Below are 13096 nucleotides of genomic sequence, written 5' to 3' on the forward strand. Positions count from 1 at the left end.
TTGGTCCAGGGCCCCTTTTTCGCGCTCACACAAGGGCCGGGATAGATAGCACGGCAGTAAGGAGTGCCGGACGACAATTAACCCATCAGGATGATTAATTGCCGGGTTAACAGTTTAACCAAAAATGGACTCCCCCGTTATGGTCGCCGCATTATTTGATCTCACGCCACTTCGTCAGGCTCTGCGCGACGGAGAGCTTATCTTGACAGCCAATGACCGCCTGCGTCGACACATTCTGCGCGCCTGGTCAGAAGAGCAGCGCCGCCAAGGCATCTCAGTTTGGCACGCGCCGCGGGTTCAGGCGTTAAATCGTTGGCTGGAGAAACAGTGGCAAACCCTCGTAGAATCCGGCTATCCGGGCTGCCGTGCGGCCATTGCCGATCGACAGCAACGCCAACTGCTGTGGGAGCGGGTTATTGCCGACTCCCCCGAGAGCGAGTTACTTTTGCAGGCCGAGCCTCTTTCGGGCGAGGCCGACGCCGCTCTGCGCACGCTGGAACTTTGGCAAACAGAACTGACAGCATGCCCTGAAGTTGAGTCCGATGCCAACAGTGCGTATTTTGTCCGCTGGTTGGACAGTTTCCAGCAGCGCCTGAGCGAACAAAAGTTGATCACCCCAGAGGCCGCCCACGGCGTGGTGGCGACTGCGTTTCTGGAAGGGTCACTACCCAAATCGGAACGCATTTGGCTCGAAGGTTTTGATGACCTACCGCCACTACACCAACACCTGCTTGAAGCGGCATCGCGGGAGCTGATCACAGTGCCTTCGGCCGCCGTCGCCAACAACCGCCTGATACGTACCGAAAGCGCCGATGCCGAAAGCGAGATTCGCGCTGCGGCCCTATGGAGTTTGGAGCGGCTGCAACAAGATCCCGCTGCAGTACTCGGCATCATTGTGCCCGACCTGGGGCAAAGACGCGCACAGTTGGAGCGACTGTTCAGTGAAGTGTTTGAAAGCGCCGCAGCCTTACCAGATACACCGCGCTACACCCTGCCCTTCAATTTTTCCGCCGGCCAACCGCTCGGCACCACTGCCCTAGTGCACTCGGCGTTAAGTCTGCTGCGGTTAACATTGGATGAAGCGGAACTGGAAGCACTGTGCGCACTGCTCCACTCCCCGTTTTGGGGTGAGCCCGAGGAGGAGCGAGTGCTGCGCACTCAGTTAACCGATCGGCTCCGAAACCTGGGGAAATTTACCCTTACCGGCAGCGACTGGCGCTACCACAGCCAGCGCCTCATCCAACAGCTGGGACTGCCACAACCAGATAGCCTGGCAGAGCGCCTGCAAAAACTGGACGAGCATCGACGGCGCCATGCCGGGCGTGCCAGTGCCGCGCATTGGGCGGAGATTTTTTGTCAGCAACTGACCCTACTTGGCTGGCCGGGCCCACGTCGCCTGGACAGCCAGGAGTATCAGCAATTGACCCTCTGGCATGAGCTTTTGGAAACCTTCAGTAAGCTGGACGCGACCGGCTTTCAGCTTTCCCACACCCAGGCGCTGAAGCAACTCAGCCAACTGGCCATGCAAACCCCCTTTCAGGCCCAAACCCCGGACTCACCGATCCAAATTCTTGGCGTTCTCGAAGGGGCGGGTTTGCGTTTTAGCCATTGCTGGGTCATGGGCCTTCATCACCGGCAGTGGCCGCCACCGCCCGCACCTAATTCGCTACTGCCGCTCGATTTACAGCGCGCAAAACACATGCCCCACTCCAGCGCCGAACGCGAGCTCAGTTTTGCCCTGAGTCTGACGGAGAACTACCGGCATTGCGCCCAAGAGGTGGTTTTCAGTTCTCCACAAACCGACGCTCAGGGCGAGCTGCGCGCGAGCCCCCTGATTCGTTCACTACCGGCCACGGCCATTGAGACTTTGACGCACACACAGCTCACTAGCCACCAACAATACTACCGGCAACTGGCACAAAGCCGAGCTCTGGAGGCTGTGGACTGCGCTCGCGGGCCGGCTGTCGATTTGCACGCTCAAGCTCCGGGCGGCAGCAGCCTGTTCAAACATCAGGCAAGTTGCCCGTTTAACGCCTTCGCTCGCCTGCGCCTTGGCGCCCAGCAGCCGAACGCACCCGTAGTCGGCCTATCGCCTGCCGAGCGGGGCACGGTGCTGCATGAGACTCTGGCCTTTGCCTGGAAACAGCTAAAAAACTCCACCTCCTTGCAACAACAGTCCGATGACGCTCTGCAACAACTGCTCGGCGACTGCTGCGATCAAGCGCTGGAGCCGTTTCGTAAACGCCGCCCGCGCGAGCTTGGCCCCACCTATTGCCAATTGGAGCGCGAGCGGCTGCAACAACTGCTGGGCCGCTGGCTGGCATTGGAAAAGCAGCGACCGCCGTTTGAGGTGGTGGCCATTGAAGAACAACGCGAGCTTGTTTTTGAAGGTCTGAAACTGACCCTGCGCATCGACCGTGTGGACCGACTGGCTAGCGGCGAACTGCTGCTGATCGACTATAAAACCGGTATGCCGTCCACCAACAGTTGGTTAAGCGAGCGGCCCAGCGAGCCGCAACTGCCTCTGTATACCATCAGCCAGCCCGACGGCGTGGCCGGAATCGCCTTCGCCCAACTCAATGCCAAGGCGTTGCGCTGGATCGGCATGGGGGAACTGCAATCCCCATTGGAGGGCGTTAAGGCACCACCAAAAGCCTGGACCGAACAAGTTGACGAGTGGCAGCAGGTATTGCAACAACTGGCCCGTGAATTCATTGCCGGCGATGCCCGCGTGGACTTCAAGGATAACGAGGCCAGCCGCTTCAGCGATGACTTATTGCCATTAAACCGCGCCTTGGAGGCCGACACCTTGCGCCACCTTTTGACTGAGCCGGACGGACTTAACCATGGGTATTGATCAGCTGCCCCACGCCAATTTCACCGCCGACAACCCACCGGACTTGGATGCCCGGCGCGCGGCGCTGGACCCGAGCCGGTCCTTCGCGGTATCCGCGCCCGCCGGCTCCGGTAAAACGGGACTGCTTACGCAACGGTTGCTGACCTTGCTGGCCCATTGCGACGAGCCCGAAGAGGTGTTGGCGATTACCTTTACCCGCAAAGCGGCGGGCGAAATGCAGGACCGTATCCTCCAAGCACTGTGGCACGCCAGCGAAGAGCCAGAGCCGGAAAGCCCCCACGCCCGCCTCACCTGGCAATTGGCTCAAGCGGTATTGGAGCGGGACCGGGCGCGGCACTGGCAGCTTATGCTGAGCCCGCAAAGACTGCGCATTCAAACCATTGATAGTCTGTGTCGATCCATTACTCGACAACTCCCTCTGGCCAGCCAAGTGGGCGCCCAGCCGGATACCCTGGAAGACCCCGCTCCGGCTTACCGCCAGGCGGTGCGAGCCTTGTTGGCGATTCTGGAACAGGACCACCCGCTGCGCGACGATTTAATCCAGCTATTGCGCCATCTGGATAACAACCTGCAAACGGTAGAAAACCTGTTGGTTGCGCTACTGGCACGACGCGAACAATGGCTTGCCATGTTATTTCAAGCCCGAACTGAAGATGCGCGGGTTTATCTGGAGTCAGTGCTGGCCAAAGTTAGTGAAGAGCACCTACAGCAACTAAGCGATGCTTTGTGCCTGCACGCCAGCGACCTGTGCGCCATTGCCGACCGCGCCGCCAGCAATTTAGCCGAGGAAGCACCGGACAACCCCATCGCCCGTCTAAAAGGCATCACTTGTTTACCCGCTTGCAATGCGGAGGCCTTACTCCACTGGAGTGCACTGGCGACTATGCTGCTGACCAACGACGGCCAGTGGCGTAAGAGCATCACCAAGAACCAAGGCTGCCCGCCAGGTGCAGCGGGCAAAGAGTTGAAAACCCAACTGACCAATGCCATCGCCCTGTTGCAGGAAGAGGCCCCCGAAACCCTGGAGCTACTGCAGGACGTGCGCACACTGCCGCCCGAGCAATACACCGATGCCCAGTGGCAACTGTTGGAGAGTTTGACCCGTTTACTTCCGTACTTGGCGGCGCAGCTCAAGCTGGCCTTTAAGCAGTTGGGTGCAACCGACTACAGCGAAATTGCCCAGGCTGCCAACCTCGCTCTGGGCAGCGAAGACGACCCGAGTGATATTGCCCTCAAGCTGGATTACCGGATTCGGCACATTCTGGTGGACGAGTTTCAGGACACATCCAGCCCCCAGTTGGCACTGCTGGAAAAGCTCACGGCCGGGTGGCAGCCCGGCGACGGACGCAGCCTGTTTATCGTCGGCGACGGCATGCAGTCTTGCTACAGTTTTCGGGATGCCAACGTAGGTCTATTTCTGGATGCGCGCCAACAGGGTATCGGCGACCTATCCTTGGAAGCACTGGACCTCAACGTTAACTTTCGCTCCCAGGCGGGTGTTGTTCAGTGGGTGAACGAAACCTTCCACTGCGCCTTCCCCCTACGCGACGACATAGGCCGCGGTGCGGTGAGCTATGCGGCGTCCGTGGCCTTCAACCAGCCACTGGCGGAGCCAGCGGTACACTTCTACGGCTGCATTCATCAAAAAGAGACTGAAGAAACCGAGCAAATCTATCCGGATGTCAGTCCGGATAAGGATCTGGCACGACTGCAGGAAGCGGAGTCGGTAGCGATTCTGGTCCAGCAGGCGTTGGCCGACGACCCGGATGGTACCGTAGCGGTACTGGTGCGCTCGCGCCCGCACCTGGAACAGATTCTCCCGGCTCTGGCCCGAGCCGGCTTGCGCTGGCAGGCCACGGATATCGACAGCCTGGCCAGCCGCATGGCCATTGTGGATCTGATGTCCCTGACCCGCGCCCTGCTCAACCCGGATGACCGTATCGCCTGGCTGTCGATTTTACGGGCGCCTTGGTGCGGCCTGGATCTTCACGACTTGCACCGCTTGGTCACCACTGACCTGGGAGAAACCAGCCCGACACTCAGAACCTGGCCGGTGATCTGGCAACAACTGCTCCACTGGCGCGACATTTCTGGCCTGTCTGAGGCGGGAAGCCAATGTCTGGAACGCCTCATGCGTGCACTGGAACCCGCTTGGCGCGAGCGTCAGCGCAAACCACTGCGCCAATGGATTGAGGGTATTTGGTTGGCGCTGGGCGGGCCGGCAACGGTGCTCGACGTGAATGACCTGGACAACATCCCCAGTTATTTCGATCTGCTAGAGAAGCACCAACAGGGCGGCGGCTTGCGCGATTGGGCGGAATTTGAACAGGCGGTTCAGCGCCTATACGCCGCACCCCGCGCCGACGCGGATCCCAGGCTGCAGGTAATGACCCTGCACAAATCCAAGGGATTGGAATTCGATACCGTGATTATCCCCGGCCTGGACCGAACACCCGCCAATGAAGACAAGGCGCTATTGCTGTGGCAGGAGTACCTAACCGGTGACGGCCAGCGCGAACTCTTGCTAAGCCCCCTGGCACCCACGGGTGAAGACCAGGACGCTCTGTACGGATTTATCCGCAAAGAGGCAGACCGGCGCCGCCGGCATGAAGCTACTCGCCTACTCTACGTGGGCTGCACGCGGGCGGCCAAACGCTTGCACCTGCTGGCTACGTTACAAGCCAACACAAAATCCGGAAAAGTACGCGCACCGGGTGCCAACACCTTGTTGAGTTGTATCTGGGACCAAATTCAGCCGCAAATGAAAGTGCCTCCCAGCCCGCTGGTCGATCGCTCGTCCAATCCGGACAACAGTGAAACTCAGACCGGACAGCAGCACATTCTGCGCCTGGCGCCCGAATGGCAGGCACCACAGCCAGAATCCATAGAGCTGCTGGCACGGTATCGGGGCCGGGAATACGACGACGAGGAAAACCGGCCTGAGGTGGAGAGTCGTGCCGCACGCCTGGCCCAGCACACGGGGACGGTTCTGCACAACCAACTGCAGAGGCTCACCGAAGCAAATATCCGCCAGTGGTCAGACGACTGGGCCGAACGACAAGCGCCCTTCTGGGCACTGCAGCTGCGTGAATTGGGATGGCAACGGGAAGTTCTGGACGGCGCTTTGGCAAAAATCCGCCTGGGACTTCAACTCACCCTGGAAGATGCCGATGGCTTGTGGCTTCTGGATGCCAATCACAAGGATAGCCAATGCGAACTGGCTCTTAACCATTGGGACGGCACAAACACCCGAGAATCGGTCATTGACAGAACCTTTGTCGCAGACGGCGTCCGCTGGGTCATCGACTACAAAAGCAGTACGCCGGCCGAGGGCCAAAGCCTGGAAAACTTTCTAGTGCAGGAAACCGAACAGTACCGTGGACAGTTACAGCGGTATTGCGCCGCTTTCCAGGCTTTGGGCGAAACGCAGATCGTAGGCGCCTTGTATTTCCCACTCTTGGAAAGCAGTCCACGCCTGCATCGAGTTCTCACGATGCCCGCTTCTGACTATTAACCCAATAAGCAAAAACATCCCACTTTCAAGCCCAAGTTCAGTAGAATAGAGGCTTAATGTAAGAACTCTGATTTTTTGGACCTATTCATGACCGACACGCAAGTAGACGACCTCAACGTAGTTTCCCAAGAGCTGCTGATTTCCCCCGCCGAACTCAAAAGCAAACTGCCCATGAGCGAAAAGGCCAAGCAGGTAGTAACTGAAGGCCGGGAAACCATTCGCAACATCCTCGACCGGAAAGATCCGCGCCTGTTCGTGGTCATTGGCCCCTGCTCCATCCACGATGTGAAAGCGGCCAAAGAATACGCCAAGCGTCTTAAGGGTCTAGCTGAGAAGGTCAGCGAAAGCATTTATGTGGTCATGCGCGTCTACTTCGAGAAGCCACGTACCACCACCGGCTGGAAAGGCCTGATCAACGACCCTTACCTGAACGATTCCTTTAAAATCCAGGAAGGTTTGCACATTGGTCGGGAACTGCTGCAAGACATTGCAGAAATCGGCTTGCCTACCGCTACCGAGGCTTTGGATCCCATTTCTCCGCAATACCTCCAGGACTTGATCAGCTGGTCAGCTATTGGTGCGCGTACCACGGAATCCCAGACTCACCGGGAGATGGCCAGCGGACTCTCGTCTGCCGTAGGCTTTAAAAACGGCACCGACGGTGGCCTAACGGTGGCCATTAACGCCCTACAGTCAGTTTCCAAACCGCATCGTTTCCTCGGCATAAACACCGAGGGTCAGGTGTCGATTGTGCACACTCGCGGCAACAAGTACGGCCATGTGGTGCTGCGCGGTGGCAACGGCAAGCCCAACTACGATTCAGTGAGTGTGGCTGTGTGCGAGCAGGAACTGGAAAAAGCCGGTGTCCCCGTGAACATCATGGTGGACTGCAGTCACGCCAACTCCAACAAAAATCATGAGCTACAAACGCTGGTGATGGATAATGTGGCCAATCAGATCGTGGAGGGCAACACCTCCATCATCGGCCTGATGGTGGAAAGTCACCTGGGAGCGGGCAACCAAAAAATCCCCGAGAACTTGGCGGATTTGGAGTACGGTGTGTCAGTTACCGATGCATGTATCGATTGGGAAACCACAGAAAAAACACTGCTCGCGATGCATGAAAAGATTAAAAGTTACATGAAAAATAGAGCATAACCTACTGTAACAAAAGGATTTTTATAGAGACTTGAAGGGTGGGCATGGCCCACCCTTTTGCGTTAAGTGATCAGACAAACATCCAAATCAAAATCACACCCAATACCAGCCGGTACGCCACAAACGGCATCATGCCAATGCGTTTGATAAACGCCAAAAAGTAGTGGATACACAAAAACGCGCTAATTCCCGACAAAAGCACACCCACCGCCATCGGCAACCAATTCACCTGCACCTGAGCCTGCATCAGAGTCACCGTTTCCAGACCACAGGCCAACACAATCACCGGTATCGACAGCAAAAAAGAAAATCGCGCCGACCCTTCCCGGCTCATTCCAAGCATCAAAGCCGCCGTTATGGTAATTCCGGAGCGCGACGTACCGGGAAATAACGCCAGTGCCTGCGCGCAACCTACCACCAGCACGTCTTTCCAATTGATCTGGTATTCCGAACGGGTACCCTTATGGCGCCAGTCCGCCCAACCCAACAGCAGACCGAACACGATCAGACCCGCCGCAATATATAGCGGTGAACGCAACACCGTTTCAATTTGGCCCCTAAAGGCCAGAGCGGCCAGGCCAACGGGGATGGTGCCTAAGATCACTGCCCAAGCCAGGCGCGCTTCGCTATCCAGCTGGCGGGTGCGCAGTGAGCTGAACCAGCTTCGGGTCATGAGTATTAAATCTTTGCGAAAGTACACCAACACCGCTGCCAAAGTACCCAAATGCAAAGCCACATCGAACGCCAGGCCCTGGTCGTCCCATTCGGTCAACACGGACAGAAGTATCAAGTGCGCAGAGCTTGAAACTGGTAGAAACTCGGTTAGGCCCTGAATGATCGAAAGTAAAATTACCTGCAGCCAATCCATCGGTACGCTCCCGTAGTGATCGAGGAAAAGTGTCGGCTTTTTATCATAGAACGGCGTGCGGGGCTATGCGGGGCGCCAAAACTCCCCTCAGCTGTAGAGGATGACGCGCGTAGAAGGTCAAAAACTCGAAGAGAAGTAGCCGGCCAAATTAACTGGCCGGCTCTGGCGGATCAATCAAATATAGGCGTTGGAGCGGTCACTGTGATCGGTGACATCTCGAATGCCCTTCAATTCAGGCAACTTGTCCATTAGCGCCACTTCCACGCCATTTTTAAGAGTAACTTCAACCGCACCACAGCCCTGACAACCTCCGCCAAACTGCAGCACCGCAAAGTTGTCATCGGTGACCTCCACTAGGCTGACGTTGCCGCCATGAGATGCCAGGCCGGGATTCACTTCGTTGTACAAAATGTAATTAATGCGATCTTCCAGCGGGCTGTCGTCATTGACTTGCGGCATTTTGGAGTTGGGCGCCCGAATGGTTAGCTGGCCACCCATACGGTCCGGGGCGTAATCAACTTTGGCCTGCTCCAGGTACGGCAAGCTGCGCTCCTCAAAATAGGCCTTAAAGCCGGTCAACTCGACCACCTCGTCCTCTTCTTTTTCCTCACCGGGACGACAATAGGCTATACACGTCTCCGCCTGTGGGGTGCCAGGATTGGCCACAAACATACGGATGCCGATCCCCTCGCTGTCCTTTTGTTTGTCCAAAAGTTCTTTGAGGTACTGCTGCGCGGATTCAGTAATTTCAACGTTGACCATGGCGGTAATAGCTTGAACTCCGATACCTGATTGATTTAGTCAGGTATTCTACTGCAACTGGCTCCGGAAACAAAGGCCGCCTAGCGCTCAAGCTGCCGAACTCTCCACCCCGCTGCCCGCCCAAATCTGTTAAAATCCCCGCTTTTTCCGCGACATACCAGGTACTTATGAGCATCGATCCCGCACGCCAAGCCCGTCTGGACGCCCTTCACAGTGCGCTACGCAAACGCATCCTGATTCTGGACGGCGGCATGGGCACCATGATTCAGAGCCTTAAGCTGACTGAAGCCCAGTACCGGGGTGAACGCTTTGCCGAATACCACCTGGACGTGGCTGGCAACAACGACCTGCTGGCCATTACCCAGCCGACCATGCTCAAAGAGATTTATCAGGGTTACCTGGACGCCGGCGCAGATATCATTGAAACCAACACCTTCAACTCGACCCGCTTGTCCATGGCGGATTACGAGATGGAACACCTCAGCCACGAGCTGAACCTGGCCGCCGCTCGCCTGGCCCGCAGCGTTGCCGATGACCAAAGTGCTGATACTCCGGATAAGCCGCGTTTTGTGGCCGGTGTTTTGGGCCCTACCAGCCGCACCGCTTCTATTTCCCCAGATGTGAACGACCCCGGCGCGCGCAACGTCACCTTTGACGTGTTGGTGGAAAACTACATGGAATCCATGGACGGGCTGGTGCGTGGCGGCTCGGACTTGATTCTGATCGAAACCATTTTCGACACCCTGAACGCAAAAGCCGCTGTATTTGCCGTTAAGAAGTACTTTGATCAAGTGGGTTTCGAGCTGCCGATTATGATTTCCGGCACCATTACCGATGCCTCAGGCCGCACACTGTCCGGACAAACTACAGAAGCGTTTTACAACTCACTGGCCCACGCCCAACCACTCAGCATGGGTTTGAACTGCGCCCTGGGTGCCGAAGAACTGCGTCAGTACGTACAGGAGCTGTCACGCGTCGCGAGCTGTTATACCTCGGCGCACCCCAATGCCGGCCTCCCCAATGAGTTCGGAGAATATGACCAAACGCCAGAGGAAATGGCGGAGATCGTAGAGGAGTTCGCTAAAAGTGGCCTGGTGAATATTATCGGCGGTTGTTGCGGCACCACCCCGGAACACATTCAGGCCATTGCCGAAGCTGTGGGCCAATACCCGCCCCGCCCTCTTCCAGATATTGAACCCGCCTGCCGGCTATCCGGCCTTGAGCCGTTCAACATCACCAAAGACTCACTCTTTGTGAACGTGGGTGAGCGCTGTAACGTCACCGGCTCGGCGCGCTTTAAGCGTTTGATTGTGGAAGAGGATTACAGTACTGCCCTGGAAGTCGCCCTGGAACAGGTGGAAAACGGGGCGCAGGTTATCGACATCAATATGGACGAAGCCATGCTCGATTCCGAGCAGGCAATGGTCCGCTTTCTCAACCTGATCGCCGGTGAGCCGGATATCTCCCGCGTACCCATTATGGTGGACTCCTCCAAATGGGAAGTGATCGAAGCGGGTCTGAAATGTATTCAGGGCAAACCCATCGTCAACTCCATTAGTTTGAAAGAAGGCGAAGCGGAATTTGTTGAACGCGCGCGCCTGTGTCAGCGCTACGGTGCCGCTGTGGTGGTGATGGCGTTTGATGAACAGGGTCAAGCCGATACTGCCGCACGCAAGCGCGAAATCTGCGAGCGCTCCTACCGGGTACTGGTGGACAAAGTCGGCTTTGCACCCCAGGACATTATTTTTGACCCGAATATTTTTGCCGTGGCAACGGGCATTGAAGAGCACAACAACTACGCCGTGGACTTTATTGAAGCCACGCGCTGGATTCGTGAAAACCTACCCCACGCTGGTGTGAGCGGCGGCGTGTCCAATGTTTCATTTTCCTTCCGTGGCAACAATCCGGTACGCGAAGCCATTCACTCGGTGTTTTTGTACCATGCCATCAAAGCCGGTTTGAACATGGGTATCGTCAACGCCGGTCAGCTGGCCGTGTACGATGACTTGCCCGCTGAGCTGAAGGATCGCGTCGAGGACGTCATTCTCAACCGCACACCCGAAGGCACCGACGCACTGCTGGAGATTGCGGAAAAGTACCGCGGCGATGGTTCTGGTGGCGAGAAGAAAGAAGACTTGGAGTGGCGCAGCTGGCCAGTGAACAAGCGTATTCAACACGCACTGGTTAAAGGTATCACCGCCTACATCATTGAAGATACAGAGGACGCCCGCGTTCAGGCCAAAAAACCTTTGGACGTGATCGAAGGTCCGCTCATGGACGGCATGAATGTGGTGGGCGATCTGTTTGGCGACGGCAAGATGTTTTTGCCTCAAGTGGTGAAGTCCGCCCGGGTTATGAAACAGGCGGTTGCTTACCTACAACCCTATATTGAAGAAGAAAAAACCGAGGCTACCAAGCCTAACGGCAAGATTCTCATGGCCACGGTTAAAGGTGATGTACACGATATTGGAAAAAATATCGTCGGCGTGGTGTTGCAGTGCAATAACTACGACGTAGTGGATCTGGGGGTAATGGTACCCACCGACAAAATTCTTGAAACCGCCGTGAATGAGAACTGCGATATTATCGGCTTATCAGGCCTGATCACTCCCTCACTAGACGAGATGGTGACCGTAGCCAGAGAGATGCAGCGCCGGGGGATTAACAAACCCCTGATGATCGGCGGCGCCACAACGTCCAAGGCTCACGCCGCGGTAAAAATTGAACCGGCTTACAGTTTAAACCAAGTGGTTTATGTGGCCGACGCCTCACGCTCAGTAAGCGTAGCCAGCAATTTGCTGTCCGATGACCTGCGGGACAAGTTTGTCGCCGACATCAAAGCCGAGTATGAAGCCGTGCGGGTACGCAACGCCAACCGCAAGCCGCGCGGCACTCTGCGCACCTACCCCGACGCCATTGAGCACGGCCCCAAATTGGATTGGGACAACTACACACCGCCTAAGCCGACCTTCACGGGGGTCAAAGTGTTTGAAGACTACCCGCTAGACAAAGTGGTGCCTTTCATCGATTGGACGCCGTTCTTTATCTCCTGGGATCTGGCCGGTAAATATCCGCGTATTCTGGACGACGAAGTGGTAGGCGAAGCGGCGCGCAGCCTCTTCCAGGACGCTCAGAATATGTTGAGCAAGCTAATCGACGAAAAACTTCTTAAGGCCAATGCGGTTATCGGCTTCTGGCCCGCTAACAGTGTGAACCACGATGATATTGCGGTGTACAACGATCAAGGCGAGCAAATCAGCACCTTGCATCACATTCGCCAACAACAACAGAAAGCCGGCAACAAGAAACCGAACTTCTCGTTAGCGGATTTTGTTGCGCCTAAAAACAGCGGCAAGAGCGATTACGTCGGCGGCTTTGCGCTAACGTCCGGCATTGGCGCAGAAGAGTTGGCCAAAGAATACGAAAAAGCCGGCGACGATTACAACAGTATTATGGTAAAGGCTTTAGCGGATCGCTTGGCGGAAGCTTTCGCTGAGCATCTGCACCAACGGGTGCGAACGGAGTTCTGGGGCTATGAGCCGGAAGAGCAACTTAGTAATGAAGAGTTGATCAAGGAAAAATACACCGGCATCCGCCCCGCTCCTGGCTACCCTGCCTGCCCGGATCACACGGAGAAAGCCACGCTGTTTAAGCTTTTGGAGGCGGAAAAGAACACCGGTCTTATACTCACCGAAAGCTTCGCCATGTACCCCACCGCCGCTGTATCCGGCTGGTATTTCTCCCACCCGGAGTCCGATTACTTTGCCGTAGGTAAGATAGAGAAAGACCAAATCAAAAGCCTAGCCGAACGCAAAGGAACAACGATTGCCGAGCAAGAGCGTTGGCTAAGTCCAGTTTTGGGCTATGAACCTGGGGCTGAGTGATCAGCCTCGCTAACCACCCCGTCGCCTTCGGGCGGATATTGCCTGGGAGCATC

General features: G+C 56.6%; 6 protein-coding genes. 4 read left to right on the top strand and 2 right to left on the bottom strand.

All coding sequences use genetic code 11. The features are described from left to right. Window positions 1-139 precede the first annotated feature (139 nt). The 3 genes from RBH33_RS15020 to RBH33_RS15030 all read left to right on the top strand — a co-directional run bounded on the left by RBH33_RS15020 (window position 140) and on the right by RBH33_RS15030 (window position 7529). The gene (locus RBH33_RS15020) at window positions 140-2857 is read left to right on the top strand and encodes a PD-(D/E)XK nuclease family protein (RefSeq protein WP_306733033.1); all 2718 of its coding nucleotides are present in this window, start codon (window positions 140-142) and stop codon (window positions 2855-2857) included. After that, entirely contained in the window at window positions 2847-6371 is a 3525-nt protein-coding gene (locus tag RBH33_RS15025; protein WP_306733034.1) for a UvrD-helicase domain-containing protein, read from the top strand. The genes RBH33_RS15020 and RBH33_RS15025 overlap by 11 nt, the downstream gene beginning before the upstream one ends. A gap of 87 nt (window positions 6372-6458) precedes the next feature. After that, on the top strand, window positions 6459-7529 hold the full coding sequence (locus tag RBH33_RS15030) for a 3-deoxy-7-phosphoheptulonate synthase (RefSeq protein WP_306733035.1): 1071 nt from the start codon (window positions 6459-6461) through the stop codon (window positions 7527-7529). Window positions 7530-7599: 70 nt separating this feature from the next. Here RBH33_RS15030 and RBH33_RS15035 read toward each other — a convergent pair whose 3' ends face one another. Together RBH33_RS15035 and nfuA are read right to left on the bottom strand one after the other, a co-directional pair. Next, complete coding sequence (locus RBH33_RS15035) at window positions 7600-8397, bottom strand: undecaprenyl-diphosphate phosphatase (RefSeq protein WP_306733036.1); 798 nt, start codon at window positions 8395-8397, stop codon at window positions 7600-7602. 174 nt (window positions 8398-8571) lie between these two features. Further along, on the bottom strand, window positions 8572-9159 hold the full coding sequence (gene nfuA, locus RBH33_RS15040) for a Fe-S biogenesis protein NfuA (RefSeq protein WP_306733037.1): 588 nt from the start codon (window positions 9157-9159) through the stop codon (window positions 8572-8574). Window positions 9160-9326: 167 nt separating this feature from the next. On the opposite strand from nfuA, the gene metH reads away from it, so the two are divergent. Next, complete coding sequence (gene metH, locus RBH33_RS15045) at window positions 9327-13043, top strand: methionine synthase (protein ID WP_306733038.1); 3717 nt, start codon at window positions 9327-9329, stop codon at window positions 13041-13043. The last annotated feature ends 53 nt before the right edge of the window (window positions 13044-13096 follow it).

It is taken from the genome of Marinimicrobium hydrolyticum (genome assembly GCF_030848505.1).
Taxonomy (GTDB): domain Bacteria; phylum Pseudomonadota; class Gammaproteobacteria; order Pseudomonadales; family Cellvibrionaceae; genus JAVDDU01.